At 65.5% G+C, this 14,652-nt stretch carries 19 protein-coding genes and 1 tRNA gene; 12 read left to right on the plus strand and 8 right to left on the minus strand.

All coding sequences use genetic code 11. The features are described 5' to 3' along the window. Position 1: 1 nt before the first annotated feature. Positions 2-1,753 carry a fatty acyl-AMP ligase gene (locus ACWIKC_RS01605; RefSeq protein ID WP_454598397.1) on the minus strand — a complete coding sequence of 584 codons (1,752 nt, stop codon included), beginning with the start codon at positions 1,751-1,753 and terminating at the stop codon, positions 2-4. Positions 1,754-1,882: 129 nt separating this feature from the next. On the opposite strand from ACWIKC_RS01605, the gene ACWIKC_RS01610 reads away from it, so the two are divergent. The 4 genes from ACWIKC_RS01610 (at position 1,883) to ACWIKC_RS01625 (ending at position 4,015) form a co-directional block, all read left to right on the plus strand. Then, the gene (locus ACWIKC_RS01610) at positions 1,883-2,500 is read left to right on the plus strand and encodes a regulatory protein RecX (RefSeq protein WP_454598398.1); all 618 of its coding nucleotides are present in this window, start codon (positions 1,883-1,885) and stop codon (positions 2,498-2,500) included. A 13-nt stretch (positions 2,501-2,513) separates the two neighbouring features. Next, positions 2,514-2,996, plus strand: a complete 483-nt coding sequence (locus tag ACWIKC_RS01615) for a DUF192 domain-containing protein (RefSeq protein ID WP_454598399.1) — start codon at positions 2,514-2,516, stop codon at positions 2,994-2,996. Between the two features lie 64 nt (positions 2,997-3,060). Then, positions 3,061-3,459, plus strand: coding sequence for an NADH:ubiquinone oxidoreductase subunit NDUFA12 (locus ACWIKC_RS01620; RefSeq protein WP_454598400.1), 399 nt, complete (start codon positions 3,061-3,063; stop codon positions 3,457-3,459). 4 nt (positions 3,460-3,463) lie between these two features. Next, a complete protein-coding gene (locus tag ACWIKC_RS01625) occupies positions 3,464-4,015 on the plus strand; it encodes a DUF2155 domain-containing protein (RefSeq protein ID WP_454598401.1) in 552 nt (183 codons plus the stop codon). Here ACWIKC_RS01625 and aat read toward each other — a convergent pair. Next, on the minus strand, positions 3,913-4,662 hold the full coding sequence (gene aat, locus ACWIKC_RS01630) for a leucyl/phenylalanyl-tRNA--protein transferase (RefSeq protein ID WP_454598402.1): 750 nt from the start codon (positions 4,660-4,662) through the stop codon (positions 3,913-3,915). The genes ACWIKC_RS01625 and aat overlap by 103 nt on opposite strands. Before the next feature lie 95 nt (positions 4,663-4,757). Here aat and ACWIKC_RS01635 point away from each other — a divergent pair. The 3 genes from ACWIKC_RS01635 to ACWIKC_RS01645 all read left to right on the plus strand — a co-directional run bounded on the left by ACWIKC_RS01635 (position 4,758) and on the right by ACWIKC_RS01645 (position 6,326). Further along, positions 4,758-4,833 (plus strand) — tRNA-Trp (locus ACWIKC_RS01635). A gap of 39 nt (positions 4,834-4,872) precedes the next feature. Further along, complete coding sequence (locus ACWIKC_RS01640; RefSeq protein ID WP_454598403.1) at positions 4,873-6,126, plus strand: glycosyltransferase family 87 protein; 1,254 nt, start codon at positions 4,873-4,875, stop codon at positions 6,124-6,126. 50 nt (positions 6,127-6,176) lie between these two features. After that, complete coding sequence (locus tag ACWIKC_RS01645; RefSeq protein ID WP_454598404.1) at positions 6,177-6,326, plus strand: hypothetical protein; 150 nt, start codon at positions 6,177-6,179, stop codon at positions 6,324-6,326. 88 nt (positions 6,327-6,414) lie between these two features. On the opposite strand, the gene ACWIKC_RS01650 is transcribed toward ACWIKC_RS01645, so the two are convergent. After that, on the minus strand, positions 6,415-7,947 hold the full coding sequence (locus tag ACWIKC_RS01650) for an alanine/glycine:cation symporter family protein (protein ID WP_454598405.1): 1,533 nt from the start codon (positions 7,945-7,947) through the stop codon (positions 6,415-6,417). A 266-nt stretch (positions 7,948-8,213) separates the two neighbouring features. On the opposite strand from ACWIKC_RS01650, the gene secE reads away from it, so the two are divergent. Both secE and nusG read left to right on the plus strand, forming a co-directional pair. Beyond that, complete coding sequence (gene secE / locus ACWIKC_RS01655; protein ID WP_454598406.1) at positions 8,214-8,420, plus strand: preprotein translocase subunit SecE; 207 nt, start codon at positions 8,214-8,216, stop codon at positions 8,418-8,420. Positions 8,421-8,482: 62 nt separating this feature from the next. Then, positions 8,483-9,019, plus strand: a complete 537-nt coding sequence (nusG, locus tag ACWIKC_RS01660; protein ID WP_454598407.1) for a transcription termination/antitermination protein NusG — start codon at positions 8,483-8,485, stop codon at positions 9,017-9,019. Positions 9,020-9,065: 46 nt separating this feature from the next. On the opposite strand, the gene ACWIKC_RS01665 is transcribed toward nusG, so the two are convergent. From ACWIKC_RS01665 to ACWIKC_RS01680, 4 genes are all read right to left on the minus strand, one after another. After that, the gene (locus ACWIKC_RS01665) at positions 9,066-10,238 is read right to left on the minus strand and encodes a sensor histidine kinase (RefSeq protein ID WP_454598408.1); all 1,173 of its coding nucleotides are present in this window, start codon (positions 10,236-10,238) and stop codon (positions 9,066-9,068) included. Positions 10,239-10,466: 228 nt separating this feature from the next. Beyond that, positions 10,467-10,739, minus strand: a complete 273-nt coding sequence (locus ACWIKC_RS01670; protein WP_454598409.1) for a hypothetical protein — start codon at positions 10,737-10,739, stop codon at positions 10,467-10,469. Between the two features lie 139 nt (positions 10,740-10,878). After that, positions 10,879-11,091, minus strand: coding sequence for a cold-shock protein (locus ACWIKC_RS01675; protein WP_067610639.1), 213 nt, complete (start codon positions 11,089-11,091; stop codon positions 10,879-10,881). A gap of 237 nt (positions 11,092-11,328) precedes the next feature. Further along, positions 11,329-11,868, minus strand: a complete 540-nt coding sequence (locus ACWIKC_RS01680) for a hypothetical protein (protein ID WP_454598410.1) — start codon at positions 11,866-11,868, stop codon at positions 11,329-11,331. 272 nt (positions 11,869-12,140) lie between these two features. Between ACWIKC_RS01680 and rplK the strand changes: the two genes are divergently transcribed. From rplK to ACWIKC_RS01695, 3 genes are all read left to right on the plus strand, one after another. Next, on the plus strand, positions 12,141-12,572 hold the full coding sequence (rplK, locus tag ACWIKC_RS01685) for a 50S ribosomal protein L11 (RefSeq protein WP_454598411.1): 432 nt from the start codon (positions 12,141-12,143) through the stop codon (positions 12,570-12,572). A 2-nt stretch (positions 12,573-12,574) separates the two neighbouring features. Beyond that, positions 12,575-13,270: a 50S ribosomal protein L1 gene (gene rplA, locus ACWIKC_RS01690; RefSeq protein ID WP_454598412.1), complete on the plus strand. Its 696-nt coding sequence runs from the start codon at positions 12,575-12,577 to the stop codon at positions 13,268-13,270. A gap of 159 nt (positions 13,271-13,429) precedes the next feature. Beyond that, positions 13,430-13,609 (plus strand): hypothetical protein, encoded by a 180-nt coding sequence (locus tag ACWIKC_RS01695; protein WP_454598413.1) that lies wholly within the window; start codon positions 13,430-13,432, stop codon positions 13,607-13,609. A gap of 30 nt (positions 13,610-13,639) precedes the next feature. On the opposite strand, the gene ACWIKC_RS01700 is transcribed toward ACWIKC_RS01695, so the two are convergent. After that, positions 13,640-14,617, minus strand: coding sequence for a polysaccharide deacetylase family protein (locus tag ACWIKC_RS01700; protein WP_454598414.1), 978 nt, complete (start codon positions 14,615-14,617; stop codon positions 13,640-13,642). Positions 14,618-14,652 lie beyond the last annotated feature (35 nt).

Consider the following 14,652-nt stretch of genomic DNA (forward strand, 5'->3'; position numbering starts at 1 on the left):
TTCAGGCGGCGAGCTCGAGCGGCTGGATCTCGCCCGCAAGGTAGAGCTTCTTGGCCTTGGCGCGACTGAGCTTGCCCGAACTGGTGCGCGGCAGCGTGCGCGGCGGGACCAGTTCGATCACGCAGTTCATGCCGGTGACGCCGCGGACCTTGTCGGCGATCTGGTCGCGCAGCTTGATCCGCTCCTCGGGGTCCGAAACGCGACAATGGACCAGCACGGCTGGGGTTTCCTCGCCATTCTCGGTCTCGACCGCGAAGGCGGCGATGTCGCCATGGTTGAAGCCGGGCAATTGCTCGACCGCCCATTCGATATCCTGCGGCCAGTGGTTCTTGCCGTTGATGATGATCATGTCCTTCGCCCGGCCGACGATGAACAGATAACCCTGGGCCATATAGCCCATGTCGCCGGTATCGAGCCAGGCCCCATTGCCATCTTCACTTGGGACGAGGCAATCCTCGGTCGCTTCGGGATTGCGGAAATAGGAATGCATCACGCTTTCGCCGCGGCACCAGACCTTGCCGATCTGGTGGTCGGCGCGGGGGGAATCGTCCTCGCCGCGGATCTCGACCTCCATCCCTGCGATCGGCTTGCCGCAATTGACGATGGCGCGGTAGCGCGCTGGCCTGCGCAGGTCGCGCGGGCGGCCCGAGAGGCGCTCCTCCTCGACCAGCTCGACCCGGATGCCTTCGCCCGGCGGCATGACGGTTACGGCCAGCGTTGACTCCGCTAGCCCGTAACTGGGGGTGAAGGCCGAGGCCTTGAACCCGGCCTTGGCGAAGGCGTTGACGAAGCTTTGCATCACATCGGGCCGGATCATGTCCGCGCCATTGCCCGCGATCCGCCAGCGCGACAGGTCGAAGCGATCCTCGACCTGGCTCTGGCTGGAGATGCGCCGCGCGCAGATGTCGTAGCCGAAGGTCGGCGAATAGCTGAGCGTATTGCCAGGATTGCGGCTGATCAGGTCGAGCCAGGCCAGCGGGCGGCGCGCGAAATGTTCGGTCTTGAGATAATCGACCGACATCTGGTTGGCGATCAGCGAGAGGAAGCAGCCGACCAGACCCATGTCGTGATACCAGGGCAGCCAGCTGACTACGCGGTCGTTGGACTGGACCTGCATCGAGGTCGCATGGCCGCGCAGATTGTGCAGCAGCGCGCGGTGCGTGACCGCTACCCCGGTGGGGAAGCGCGTCGAGCCGGAAGAATATTGCAGGTAGCAGATGTCGTCGGCCCGGGCTTCGGGCAGCGTGCATTCGGGTGCCGGACGGGCGGCGAATTCGTCCCAGCTTTCGCCCAGGCAGCCCTGCCGTTCGGCTCCGGCCTTGGCCATGCCGCCAATCTCGCCGGGGTAGAGCAGGATCGTGGGATCGCTGCTTTCCAGCTGAACCGCGAGCTGGTCGATATAGCTTTCCTTGCCGCCGAAGGTGGTCGGCAGCGGCAGTGGCACCGGCCAGGCCCCGGCATAGACGCAGCCGCAGAACAGCGCGGCGAATTCGGGCCCGGTCTCCGCGATCAGCGCGACGCGGTCGTCCTTGCCGATCCCCATCGCGACCAGCCGGCGCGCAGCCTCGAGTGCGTCTGCGCGCATTTCGGTGAAGGGATAGGCCTGGATCAGCGTCCCGCGCATATCGTGAAAATTGAGGCCCTTTTCGCTGCGTGCGGCGTAGTCGATCGCCTCGTTGAAGGTGGCAAAGTCCGACCGGCGGCGCGGCAGGTCGCAGGTGTTCGGCGTCGGCGTCAATGCGTCGTCACTCATAAGCACTATGATATCCGTGAAAAGTCAGGGCCTTGCGGCATCCCTTGTGAACCCCCGGCAACGCGGCGTCGTTTGGCGCGCCGCGATAAACTTTCCCATTCGATAACGAGTGTGGCACCATTATGGCAAATGGACCACGCTGATCGTCCCCGGAAGGCCAAGCGGCGCCAGCCTAGACCGCTCGATCCCGCGCGGCTGGAGGAGCTGGCGCTGGCCTATGTCGCGCGCTTTGCGACCACCGCGGGCAAGCTGCGCACTTATCTCCAGCGCAAGCTGCGCGAGCGCGGCTGGACCGGGGAAGAGCTTGCGGAAGAGGATGAGGACACGCCGCCGCCGCCCGATATCGAGACGCTGATCGAGCGTTTCGTCGCGCAGGGCTATGTCGACGACGCCGGATACGCGCGGATGCGCAGCGCCGATCTGCTGCGGCGCGGCTATGGTGCGCGGCGGGTTTCGCAGCAGCTGATGCAGGCGGGTATCGCCGAGGATTTGCGCGAGGATGTCGCCCCCGGGGAGGCCGAGAGACGCGCCGCCGCGCTGGCGCTGGCGCGCAAGCGGCGCTTCGGCTCCTTCGGCCTGCGCGAGGCGCGCGAAGGCGAGGAAGCGCACAGGCTGCGCGAAAAGCAGCTTGCGGCGATGGTGCGCGCGGGCCATGATTTCGAGCACGCCCGCCGGGTGCTCGATGCAGCCACCCCGGACGATCTCGTGCAATGGGTCGAAGAGGCCCGGGAAGATTCCCCGTCATGAAAGTCATCCCGCTATGAAAGCCATCGTCGCCCCGCTCCTGATGGGCCTGCTCGCTGCCTGTTCGCCGCAGCCCGCGGCCGAGGCGACGCCGAGTGCGGCGCCCGCTGCGAGCGTGCATCCGGTCTCGGGGCTCGAGGTGATCCCCCTGACGGTGACCAGCGGCGAGACCGTGCATCGCTTCCGCGTCGAGCTGGCGGCATCGCCCGAAGCGCAGGCGCGCGGGCTGATGTTCCGCACCGAACTGGGCGATCAGGAAGGGATGATCTTTCCCTCCAACCCGCCGCAGGTGCGCAGCTTCTGGATGAAGAACACCCCGCTGCCGCTCGACATTATCTATGTCGGCGAGGATGGCCGCATCCTCAACATCCACGCCATGACCACGCCCTATTCGCTCGATTCGCTCTATTCGACCGGGATCACCAGCGGCGTTCTCGAACTGCGCGGCGGACGCGCCGAGGAACTGGGTATCGCCAAGGGCGATCTGGTCGAGTGGTGATTACACATATGCTTGGCGACGATATGCTTGGCGACTCCGGTCAAATCGGCTAACCGCGCGGCCCATGGGCTTCCTTGCGAAAATCTTCACCTGGTGGAACGGCGCCACCATCGGCACCTCGCTGCACACTGCGCGCAAGGGCATGAAGGTGGGTACCGACGGGCAGGGCAACATCTATTATCTCGGCAAGCAGAAGCACGGCGATGGCCGCGAGCGGCGCTGGGTGATCTACAATGGTCCCAACGATGCCAGCCGGGTGCCCAGCGAATGGCACGGCTGGCTCCACGGCTCGTTCGACGATGTGCCCGAAAGCCATTTGCCCCCGGCCAAGATCTGGGAAACCGAATATTCGCCCAACGCCACCGGGACCGCCGGTGCCTATCGCCCGGCAGGTGCGCTGGAGCGCGGGGGCAAGCGGGCGCGCGCGACCGGCGACTACGAAGCCTGGTCGCCGGACGCCTGATCGCATGATGCGCCTATCCGCGCTTCTTCCGGTGCTGCTGGGCCCGGCCCTGCTGCTGGCCGGCTGCACCGAAGAGCCGCCCGAGCCCGATCCGGTCGCCACCACCATTCCCGAAGGCCTGCGCGATTCCGCCCCGCCTCAGCCCGCTGTCGACGACGGAGCGCAGATCGGCACGCCGCTGGCCGAGCGGGTGGCGACGATCGGCCTGCTCAACAAGCGCAACAATCTCTCGCAGGAGCTGGAAATGGCGCCCGGCGAATCGCGCCGCGTGGGCGATGTGATTGTGCGGCTGCAGACTTGCGAGCGCACCGCACCGTGGGAATTGCCGCAGGAGGTCGGGGCCTTCGTCCAGGTGCTGGCGCTCGAGCGCGGTTCGCAGGACAATTTCCAGCGGATATTCTCGGGCTGGCTGTTCAAGAACGCCCCCAGCGTCAATGTGGTCGAGCACCCGATCTACGATGTCTGGGTCAAGGATTGCACGATGGAATTCCCGGGCGAGGGCGGCGATTCGGATGAAGAAGCCGCAGCCGAACCGGAACCCGCCCCCGCAGCCTGAGCGAAGCTCCGCCAGGCATCGGGCAGCGTGCACTCCGGCGCCCCGCAGGCTCCGGCAACCAGGTCCAGATAGCGCGCCTGCGGCATCGCCACAGCCCCCAGCGACGCGAGGTGGCCGGTCATGAACTGGCAGTCGAGCAGCCGGTAGCCCGCCCTCTTCATGCAGGCGACCAGCCAGGCGAGCGCCACCTTGCTGGCGTTGTCCGCCCGGCTGAACATGCTTTCGCCGCAGAACACCCGGTCGAAGGCCACCCCATAGAGCCCGCCGACCAGCTCGCCATCCAGTCGGCATTCGACCGAATGGGCGTGGCCGGCACGGTGCAGCGCGCGATAGCTGGCCTCGATCCGCAGGCTGATCCAGCTTTCGGCATGTTCCTCGCGCGGCTGGGCGCAGGCATCGATCACCGCATCGAAATCGTCATCGACGGTGACCGCGAAATGCTCGTGGCGGATCAGCTTGCGCAGGCTCTTGGAGGCATGGAACCGGTCGAGCGGAATGACCGCGCGCTCGCGCGGTTCGACCCAGAACACCTCGTCGTCCTCGCGGTGGTCCGCCATCGGGAACACGCCCGCGCGATAGGCGCGCAGCAGCAGTTCGACCGGGATCGGCTCCGGCACAGCGGCGGGATCGGGCGGCGGCGCGTGCATCCCGGCTCCCCTAGCAGGGGCGTGGCGAAAACCCTCCGGAAAAACCATTGCCTTGCCATTGCGCGCCGCTAGGGTTACGGGCCGCGACCGGCTGCAGGGGTGTAGCTCAGTTGGTAGAGCATCGGTCTCCAAAACCGAGGGCCTGCGGTTCGAGTCCGCACACCCCTGCCATTTCGTCCCGATCGATATCCTTGCGACGGTCCGGCCTCCATGCAGGTTTGCAACCCTGCCGCTCCGCGCTATCCGCACTGCCTCGCGCTCGTTCTGCGCGACTGGGGGAGGGACGGGCGGACCATGGCGATCGAGGCCCTGCGCGAGGCGCGCTGGCTGCATTCGGGCAGGGTGCGCGCCTATGCGCTGCTGTGGGGTTTTGCCTGCGCGGCTTTGCTGGTCTCGGCCTATCTCGAAGCGACCGGCCCGACCGGCAGCGATTTCCTCGCCTTCTGGGGCGCCGGGCAGGTGAGCGCGGCGGGCAATCCGGCGAGCGCCTACGACCTTGCCGTGCAGCAGCGGGTCCAGACCGCCACCGGCTCGCTCGGCTGGTTCGCCTTCGTCAATCCGCCGCCGTTCCTGTTCGCGGCCACGCCCTTCGGAACCTTGCCCTATCCGCTCGCTTGGCTGGCCTGGGTGGCGATCACCTTCGCGGCCTGGGCCTGGGCGAGCATCCGCGCCTTCCCGCGATTGTGGCCGCTGGTGCTGGTCTATCCCGGGGCGCTGATCGCCGCGACCCATGCGCAGACCGGGCTGCTGACCGGTGCGCTGCTGGTGTTCGCAGCGACGCAGCTCGACCGCCGGCCGCTGGCATCGGGGGCCGCGATCGGCGCGCTGGTGATCAAGCCGCATCTGGCGGTTCTGTTGCCGTTCTGGCTGGCGGCGGGGAGACGCTGGCGCGTCTTCGTGGTGGCCGGCGCAAGCGTGGTCGGGCTGGTGCTGGCGAGCTGGGCGGTGTTCGGAACGCGCACCATGCTCGCCTATCCCGACAGCTGGCAGGCGAGCGCGGCGCTGATGGAGGTGACCCGCGCCGATTTCTTTCTCCGCATGGCGACCCTCTATTCGCAGCTGCGGCTGATCGCTGGCGAGGAAGTCGCAGTGGTCGCGGGCGTGGCGCTGGCGCTGGCGATGGTCGGCTGCGCGCTGCTCGCCTGGCGGCGCTTTGCCGGCGATGCGCAGGGTGCGGCTGCAGCGGTCCTTGCCGCCACCGCGCTCGCGCCACCCTATCTGTTCAATTACGATCTGCCGTTCCTGATCGTACCGACCCTGTGGCTGGTGCGCGAAGGGCTTGCCTGCGGTTTCCGCCCCTATGAAAAGCTGGCGCTGGTGCTGCTCTATTTCGCCCCCTTCGCCACCCGTGCGCTGGCGCTGCCGCTCGAGCTCAATCTGATGCCGCTGGCGTCGGCGGTGCTGCTGGCGCTGGTCTGGAGCCGCGGTCCGGCGAGCCGGAGCGGGGAACCGGAACGGGCGTGAAGTGGTTGTTAACCGAGGACCCAGGGAAACGCGTTCACAAGGAAGCAGCCATGACGAGATTGTCCTTCCGCAGCAGCAGCCCCGATCGCTGGACCATGCCCAAGGGCACAGGCGACACCAGCGTGCGGCGCCACACCCATGGGCGGATCCAGCCGCTCAACCCGCCCAGCTTTCTGCAGCGGTTGTTCGGAGCGCGCTGAGCCCGACCTGTCGCAGCACACAGAAAGGGGCCGGAAGCGCGACGCTTCCGGCCCCATTTGTTTGCCGAACCGGTGACGGTCCCGCGCGTCAGTATTCCTCGGGTTCTTCCGGGGTTTCCTTGTGGAAGTCCTTGCCCGCGGTGCGATCCCCGCGCGAGAGCTTGAACACCACCCCCGAGAGCAGCGCCAGCGCCAGCAGGTTGGGGAGTGCCATCGCGGCGTTGGAGATGTCGCCCAGCCGCCAGACCAGCTGCGAGGGCTGGGTCGCGCCGACATAGATCGCGATACACCAGATCACCCGCCACCCGATGTGGAGCATCTTTTCGCCGCCACGGGTGGAACCCGGAACGCGGTCGTAGAGGAAGGTGATCGCCCGCTCGCCGTAATAGCTCCAGGTCAGGAGCGTGGTGAAGACGAACAGGATCAGCGCCACCGAGGCGACCAGCGTACCCACCGGGATCGACGCGATCTCGAACGGGAAGGCCGCCGCGAAGGCACCCGAGGTGGTGACGAAGCCGCTTTGCGCGGTGGTCCCCAGATCGGATTGCCAGACATGGTCGACCGCCTGGCCCTGGAAGGTGAAGTCGCCCTGCACCGTCAGGATGACCAGCGCGGTCATGGTGCAGATCACCATCGTGTCGATGAAGGTCCCCAGCATCGCCATCCGGCCCTGCTGCTCGGGATCGTCGGTCTGCGCCACGGCATGGGCGATCGGGGTCGAGCCCTGGCCGCTCTCGTTGGAGAACAGCCCGCGCGCCACGCCTGCGCGGATCGCGAGGATGATCATCGCGCCCGCAAAGCCGCCGCTGGCGCTCTGGAAGTTGAAGGCACCGTTGAAGATGCGGCTGAAGGTTTCGGGCAGATCGCCGAAATTGAGGATCAGCGCGATCACCGCCATGACGATATAGGCGCCGGCCATGAACGGCACGACCTTCTCGGCGACGCTGCCGATCGACTTGATCCCGCCGATGATGACCACGAACACCGCGATCGCGATGACAAGCCCGCCGAACCAGCGTTCCCAGCCGAACAGCTCGTTGAGCCCGCTGGCGACCTCGTTGGCCTGGATCGAATTGCCCGTCACCAGCGCGCTGAACAGCGTGCCGAGGCAGAACAGGATCGCAAGCCAGGTCCATTTCGGCCCCAGCCCCATCATGATGTAGGTCATCGGGCCGCCGCGATAGACGCCGTCGGAGGTTTTCTCGCGGTAGCGGATCGCGAGGCTGCCTTCCGCAAAGCCCAATGCCATGCCAAAGATCGCCGTCACCCACATCCAGAAGATCGCCCCGGGTCCACCCAGCGCGATCGCGGTGGCGACGCCAGCGAGGTTGCCGGTGCCGACTTGGCCCGAGAGCGCGGTCGAGAGCGCGGCAAAGGGCGAGATTTCGCCCGCGCCCGCGCTCTTGCGACCCTTGAACAGCCCGGCGAAGGCGCTGCCCAGCTTGACCAACGGGTAGAACCGCAGCCCCACCATGATCCACAGCCCGATTCCCAGCAGGATCAGCGTCATCGGCGGGAAGGGGATCACTTCGACCCCGTTCCAGGTTCCGCCCCAGATGAAGTCGGAAATATTGGTGACGCGGTCGATCAAAGAGAACGACCCGGTATCGCTAGCGGCCATCAAGGCACCCCCATAATTGGCCCCCTGCTCCCGGGCCATGGTTCAAAGCGAGGCACGCTATCGCCGCGCTGGCGTAAAAACCAGCCCCAAAGTCGGGCTTTCCCGCGCGGCGCCGCGGCGCGCTTGCAATCGGGTGCGCATGGCCCTAGATGCCAGACGTCTTCCGACATCGATGGCACGGTTCAGCCCCTCCCGACTTGAAACGGGGCGGCGCTCCCCCCATCCCGGAAGGCCAAGAGTTTCGATTGCAGATGAGGGCGTCCCGGATGGCCGAGAAGACCAAGAAGACATCGCCGGCAGAATTCGTGAACCAGGTTCGCGCGGAAACCAGCAAGGTCGTGTGGCCGACGCGCGAAGAGACCGTGCGAACGGCGATCTTCGTGTTCATCATGGTGATCATCCTCTCGCTGTTCTTCCTCGGGATCGATTCGATTTTCGGTGCCGCGGTGAGCTGGCTGCTGACGCTCGGCTGATCGCCCTTTTCATCCCTCGACGCGTCCGGCACGCGACAGGTCACTCTTCGACAAGGTAATCCATGGCACGCTGGTACATCATCCACGCTTATTCGGGCTTCGAGAACAAGGTTCGCGATTCGATTCTTTCGGAAGCGGAACGGCTCGGCCTGTCCGACGGGGTCGAGGACGTCCAGGTTCCCACCGAGACGATCACCGAGGTCAAGCGCGGCAAGAAGGTCCAGACCGAACGCAAGTTCATGCCCGGCTACGTCCTCGCCAAGCTGCAGCTGACCGACGACGTCTATCACCTCGTCAAGAACACCCCCAAGGTCACCGGCTTCCTGGGCAATGACAACAAGCCGCAGCCGATCTCGGAAAAAGAGGCGGCGCGCTATTTCGGCGGTGTCGAGGAAGCCAAATCCGCGCCCAAGCAGCAGATCTCGGTCGATTACGAGATCGGCGACCAGGTCAAGGTGCTCGACGGACCCTTCGCCAGCTTCAACGGGCTGGTCGAGGAACTCGATTTCGACAAGCAGAAGGTCAAGGTCGGCGTCTCGATCTTCGGCCGCGCCACCCCGGTGGAGCTCGATTTCGAGCAGGTCGAACTGAGCAAGTAAGCGCTCCGGCGAGGCTGGCGCTCGCGCCAGCCCGCAGCCGGCTTTCCTACAATCCGAAGGTCCGGTCGACGATCTCGGCCGCGTGCCACGGCTCGCCGCTCTGCTCCGGGTCGGGGCGGATCGCGGACAGCGGCGCATCGAGCCGGTAGACCAGCCCTTGCGAGGTAAACGCGCGCTCCGCGGTGCCGCGCAGCATGGTCGGGATCACCCGCGTCAGCAGCTTGGTCCCGAAGCCCTGCGCCTGCGAGGCGGCATCGCTCGCGGGCCCCGCCCCATGCTCCCGCCAGGTCAGCTGGAAGGTCCCGGTATCGGTTGCTTCCCCGACCTGCGCGGCTTCCTCGAACGACCAGGCAATATCCACCCGCGCCGCGTCCACCGGGCCGAGGCTGTATTTCTGCGCGTTGGTGGCGAGCTCGTGCAGCGCGAGGCTCAATTGCTGCGCCGCCTCGGAGCCGATCGGCACCGCAGGCCCGGCGATCGTCACCCGCTCGCGGATATTGGGGAGCAGCTTTTCCAGCTGGGTGCGGACCACGGTCTCGACATCGCTCGACGGGCGCTCGCTGCCCGCCATCACCGTGCGGGTGGCATCGGCCAGCGCCAGGATGCGGCCCTGCAGCGCCTCGAGGAATTCGTCCTTGGTTTGCGCCGAGCGCGCGCTCTGCTGAGCGATCGAGGACACGACCGAGAGCAGGTTTCCGCTACGGTGGACCGCCTCGCGCGCCTGCACCGCCAGTACCGCGTTCAGCCGGCTGAGCTCGGCGGTGCGCGCCTCGACCTTGGCCTCGAGCGAGGCCAGCGTGGCCTTGTGTGCGTCGACCTCGCTGCGCAACCGCTCGTTGGCAGCAGTCATGTCCGCAGGCGAGGGCAGCGCGACCAGCGTCGGGATCAGCCGGAACAGCACCACAGCGGTGACGCAGGACACCAGCCCGGTCGCCAGCTTGATGACCCCCAGCTGCGGATAGATCGGGATCCACAGCGTCACGATTGAGAGCGCATGGGTGATCCCGCACAGCAGGATGAACGAGGCGAACAGCATCACCAGCCCGCGATGCGGCACGTCGTTGCGGCGCCTGAGCACGGTCAGCAGCGCGATCGGGATCGCCGAATAGGACAGGAAGATCAGCAGGTCGGAACCCGCCCACAGCAACACCAGCCAGGGCTGCCACAGCAGGCACATGCCATGCGGCATATAGTCCCAGGTCGCGGTCAAATAGTTCATCCCCAGACTCCGACAAGGACATGGGCGTGCGACGCACCCCGAGCGGCTCGGTTTTCCGGGCCGCGATTGTGGATTAATCCCTAATGCGTAGTGGCTTAGCCGATCGCGAAGTGCCGCGATAGTGGCGCCAACGCCAAGTGGCCGTCTCCGGGGGGCCGGGACGGCGAACTGGCTTGATAGTCAAATTGGGCGGTTGCCCCGGTCAGCCCGGGCCATTCCGCCGACCGCTCAATGCGCGGTCTGGTCCCCGTGCGCGTCCTCGAGCTCGCGCGCTTCTTGCGCCCGCTCTTCTACGGCTTCGGCTTCGGCGGCGCGTTTGATCGAGCGTTCATGCTCGGCCTTGACCCGGTCTTCGGCGACCTTGCGCGCCTGTTCGGCAAGGCCGCGCCAGGTGGCCTCGGAGCGCAGTGCGCGATCGCGGACATTGTCCAGCTGCGCGGCTTCGGCTTCGGTTGCGGATTCCTCGGCGCGGGCGTGATAGAATTCGAATGTCTGGCTCATCGCGTCGGGCTCCTGGGAGGAAGGGGGGCGGCGGTTGGTCGGACGTCGGCTAATGCCGGGGGCTAGTGCCGGGCGGTCCGCAAATGTGCCGCGCGCCGCACTCGCTGATGCGAATGCGGCGCGCAGGCGGTGTCGCGAATCAATCGGCAGGCGAGAGGTTCACGGCGCTTTCCTTGCCGTTACGGCCCTGCTCGACTTCGAAGTTCAGACGCTGCTCTTTGTCGAGCGTCTGCATGCCGGCAGCCTGGACGGCCGAGATGTGAACGAAGCTGTCGGCCGAGCCGTCGTCGGGCTGGATGAAGCCGTAGCCCTTGTCTGCGTTGAAGAATTTGACGGTGCCGGATTTGGCCATGGGAGATTCCTTTCAGGAAACATTGGTTTGCCCGGGCGGCGGAAGTGCCGATCGGGCCGTGCGTCTGGTCGTCAGATGAAAGGGAATCGTCGCCTGGTTTACGCCGGGGCTCTTGCGAGCATGCGGCGGTCGTCAACTTCGGAGTGTCGCAACTTTCGACTTCTGCGCACCCCTTATGGCACAGGTTGCGGGGATTACCTAATTTAAACCGAAGTCGCCGTGAGCGCGCACGTCGTCTCAGTCGGCTTTGCGGCGAACCTCGTTTACGGCATTATGCATTTTGATACACAAACTCATGGCGTTATCGACGAACGCCCCTCGTCTGTCTTTCTTCTGATCGTGGTCAGTGGTTCCCTGCGCTAATCGCTCGATTTCCGCAGTCCTAAGATTATCAACGTGCTGAGCCACTTTCGGATGGTCGAACGAATCAACTGCAAGAATGTGCGCGAACCTGTTTCGGATCGTCGCGAGCCTTTTAAGGTCCTCATACGTCGGTTCTTTAATAAGGTTGAGCGCTCGAGCGAGATCGTATCGCGCATCTGCAGTTCCCAAGGGGCGCCCGGTTTCGAACATTCGCCCCGTGAGCTTCTTATCAAGACCCGGCATTCGCGATTCGAGTATCTCTTGCACCCAATTCTCACAGTATGCTGCTGTGACGAGCGCAATTACACGGTCCTCGCTGTCTCGCCAGAAAGTCAGAAGAGAGCGGAACTCTTTGTAGAAGTCCGGAACTTCATCATCAATCGGGACGTCTGGCGTGAGGGTCCTAACCATCATCAAAGCCTATTGATTTTTCAAGCTCATGCCAACACTCTGTTACAATAGCTCTGCCGCTCGGACGCAGGCTTCTTGCGCTGAAGCAGCTTCGAAGCCACGGCGCGGAACCACAGCGCCCACTCTTGCAAATCACCCCGTTCCCCGCTATCGGCGCCCCTCCCAAGCACAAGTTCGGGAATCACCGCGGGAGGTCCGGCCAGCCGGACCGTCCAACCGCTTACCATGAGCCTGCCGTTTCATAACGCGGGCGACAGTGAGAACAGGAGGCCAGAATGGCCAAGAAGATTACAGGTTACATCAACCTGCAGGTGCCCGCCGGCGCCGCCAACCCCAGTCCGCCGATCGGCCCCGCTCTGGGTCAGCGCGGCGTCAACATCATGGAATTCTGCAAGGCCTTCAACGCGGCCACGCAGGAGCTCGAGAAGAACGCCCCGATCCCGACCAAGATCACGGTCTATGCGGATCGCAGCTTCACCTTCGTCACCAAGACCCCGCCCGCCAGCTTCCTGCTGAAGAAGGCCGCCAAGCTGAAGTCGGGTTCCAAGGAGCCGGGCAAGGTTTCGGCCGGGACCATCAAGATGAGCCAGGTCAAGGAAGTCGCCGAGATGAAGATGGCCGACCTCAACGCAAACGATATCGACCAGGCCGTGAAGATCATCAGCGGCAGCGCCCGTTCGATGGGCCTCGAAGTGGTGGAGGGCTGAACATGGTCAAGCTGACAAAACGCCAGAAGACGCTCGCCGAGCTGAATAGCGAGAAGCTGTACGGGTTCGACGAGGCGCTTGCGACCTTGCGCGAATTCGGTTCGAAGAAGTTCGACGAGACCGTCGAGGTCGCGATGAACCTCGGCGTCGATCCGCGCCACGCCGACCAGATGGTCCGCGGCATGGTCTCGCTGCCCTCGGGCACCGGCAAGGACGTCCGCGTCGCGGTGTTCGCGCGCGGCGACAATGCCGACAAGGCGACTGCCGCCGGAGCCGACAAGGTCGGTGCCGAAGACCTGATGGAAGACATGCAGAACGGCAATCTGGATTACGACCGCGTCATCGCGACCCCCGACATGATGGGTGTCGTCGGCCGGCTCGGCAAAATCCTCGGCCCCAAGGGCCTGATGCCCAACCCCAAGCTGGGCACCGTGACGCCCAACGTGGAGCAGGCCGTGAAGGACGCCAAGGGCGGCCAGATCGAGTTCCGCGTGGAAAAGCAGGGCATCATCCACTCGGGCATCGGCAAGCTGTCGTTCGACGACGCTGCGCTCAAGGCCAATTTCGAGGCCATGACGCAGGCGATCGTCAAGGCCAAGCCGACCGGCTCGAAGGGCAAATACGTCCGCAAGATCTCGATCACCTCGACCATGGGCCCCGGCCTCAAGGTCGATCTGGCCGAAGTCGAAGGCGCCTGATTTCAGGGGCTGCCTTCCCGGCCTGACCGGGGAGGGCCAAGTTACAGCAAGGGGCCGGGGGGAAACCTCCGGCCCTTTCTGCTTGGGCGCTGCCCGGGCGTTCGGGGAGACATTGCGGCGCTCGACCGTTGGTAGGGTGAAGCAATCAAGGACAGACACATGGAATCCGTACTCGCCCTCGCAACCGTCCTCGGACCGATCCTGCTGCTCGCCGTGCTGGTCTGGGCCTGGCAGCGCAACCGCCAGGCCAGCCGCAGCAACGAACTCAAGGCCGAACGCGGCGCGCGCGATCTGCGCCAAGATATCGAGGACAGCCCGCAGAAGGACGTCGATCTCTAGGGTGGTGCGTTTGCCCCAGCCCCGTTCGCATCAACCATAGAGCGTGTTCGAGGCCAGCTGCTCGGCGACCCGCAGCGTCTCCGCGACCGGATTTGCGGGCACCAGCGTGTCCGCCGGGTCGAGGATGACCAGCGGCGGCGGATCCTCGACATAGGTCCCGGTGCGCACGCCCTTCATGCGCGCGATGGCGTCGCACAGTCGTTCGAAACGCCGCCGGACGATGCGGTTGACCTTGCCGCGCCGGCGATTGACCAGCTCGAAACTGTGCGAGACCATGGTGAAGCTCTGCGTCCCCGCGTCGCGCGCATGGCGCAGTGCCCCCACCATCTCGCGCGCCGAGAGCGCGGTAATCTGCGCATGGCGCAGCCCCCCGGCCACCGTCGCGATGCAGCCGATCGGTACCTCGATCACGCCCTGGTGGCGCAAGGGCACGCGGTCCTCCGGCCCCAGCGCGATGTCGCAATCGCCCCCGGCGATCCCCGGCGTGTGGCTGGGGTCGTAACCGATCCCGCATTCGGCGAGCGCCCTGAGCGTGGTGTCGTTGGCGCCGTAATTGCCCGCGCGGAACGCCACCGGCGCGGCTGCTCCCGCCTTCATCAGCGTATCGCGCGCCCAGTCGATCAGCGTGCATTGCTGTTCGAAGGTGAAATCCTTGATGTTGCGCCCCGTCGCGCTTCCCAGCGCCCGGCCCAGCGGATGCGCCGCGCCCGCCAGTTCGAGCCATTCGGTGTGGAGATGCAATTGCACATCGTGCCCGCGCTCGAGGATCGGTCCGACCACATCCTCGATCGCGGCGACGCCCCACAGCAATGCGGGCATCGGATCGACGAAGCACACCCCGCGGTGGCCGTGGCTGTTGAACATGTCGAGCTTGTAACCCAGCCCGTATTCGCCCGCCTCGGTCCGCCCCGAGATCGCGCAGGCGAAATTCTCCGCGCGGCAGTCGGCGCCCGCCTCGCGCACCATTCCGGACGAATATTCGGTGTCTATCGTTATATAGGCCAGCATCGCGGCTTCGATTGTTAGCACTATTTGGTTAACAG

It is taken from the genome of Qipengyuania sp. SM2507, assembly GCF_053714505.1.

What these genes read in the sequence shown, in the direction of transcription:
- ACWIKC_RS01605 (WP_454598397.1), bottom strand. Translation starts at nt 1,753, where the DNA reads ATGAGTGACGACGCATTGACGCCGACGCCGAACACCTGCGACCTGCCG.
- ACWIKC_RS01610 (WP_454598398.1), top strand. Translation starts at nt 1,883, where the DNA reads ATGGACCACGCTGATCGTCCCCGGAAGGCCAAGCGGCGCCAGCCTAGA.
- ACWIKC_RS01615 (WP_454598399.1), top strand. Translation starts at nt 2,514, where the DNA reads ATGAAAGCCATCGTCGCCCCGCTCCTGATGGGCCTGCTCGCTGCCTGT.
- ACWIKC_RS01620 (WP_454598400.1), top strand. Translation starts at nt 3,061, where the DNA reads ATGGGCTTCCTTGCGAAAATCTTCACCTGGTGGAACGGCGCCACCATC.
- ACWIKC_RS01625 (WP_454598401.1), top strand. Translation starts at nt 3,464, where the DNA reads ATGATGCGCCTATCCGCGCTTCTTCCGGTGCTGCTGGGCCCGGCCCTG.
- aat (WP_454598402.1), bottom strand. Translation starts at nt 4,662, where the DNA reads ATGCACGCGCCGCCGCCCGATCCCGCCGCTGTGCCGGAGCCGATCCCG.
- ACWIKC_RS01640 (WP_454598403.1), top strand. Translation starts at nt 4,873, where the DNA reads ATGCAGGTTTGCAACCCTGCCGCTCCGCGCTATCCGCACTGCCTCGCG.
- ACWIKC_RS01645 (WP_454598404.1), top strand. Translation starts at nt 6,177, where the DNA reads ATGACGAGATTGTCCTTCCGCAGCAGCAGCCCCGATCGCTGGACCATG.
- ACWIKC_RS01650 (WP_454598405.1), bottom strand. Translation starts at nt 7,947, where the DNA reads ATGGCCGCTAGCGATACCGGGTCGTTCTCTTTGATCGACCGCGTCACC.
- secE (WP_454598406.1), top strand. Translation starts at nt 8,214, where the DNA reads ATGGCCGAGAAGACCAAGAAGACATCGCCGGCAGAATTCGTGAACCAG.
- nusG (WP_454598407.1), top strand. Translation starts at nt 8,483, where the DNA reads ATGGCACGCTGGTACATCATCCACGCTTATTCGGGCTTCGAGAACAAG.
- ACWIKC_RS01665 (WP_454598408.1), bottom strand. Translation starts at nt 10,238, where the DNA reads ATGAACTATTTGACCGCGACCTGGGACTATATGCCGCATGGCATGTGC.
- ACWIKC_RS01670 (WP_454598409.1), bottom strand. Translation starts at nt 10,739, where the DNA reads ATGAGCCAGACATTCGAATTCTATCACGCCCGCGCCGAGGAATCCGCA.
- ACWIKC_RS01675 (WP_067610639.1), bottom strand. Translation starts at nt 11,091, where the DNA reads ATGGCCAAATCCGGCACCGTCAAATTCTTCAACGCAGACAAGGGCTAC.
- ACWIKC_RS01680 (WP_454598410.1), bottom strand. Translation starts at nt 11,868, where the DNA reads ATGATGGTTAGGACCCTCACGCCAGACGTCCCGATTGATGATGAAGTT.
- rplK (WP_454598411.1), top strand. Translation starts at nt 12,141, where the DNA reads ATGGCCAAGAAGATTACAGGTTACATCAACCTGCAGGTGCCCGCCGGC.
- rplA (WP_454598412.1), top strand. Translation starts at nt 12,575, where the DNA reads ATGGTCAAGCTGACAAAACGCCAGAAGACGCTCGCCGAGCTGAATAGC.
- ACWIKC_RS01695 (WP_454598413.1), top strand. Translation starts at nt 13,430, where the DNA reads ATGGAATCCGTACTCGCCCTCGCAACCGTCCTCGGACCGATCCTGCTG.
- ACWIKC_RS01700 (WP_454598414.1), bottom strand. Translation starts at nt 14,617, where the DNA reads ATGCTGGCCTATATAACGATAGACACCGAATATTCGTCCGGAATGGTG.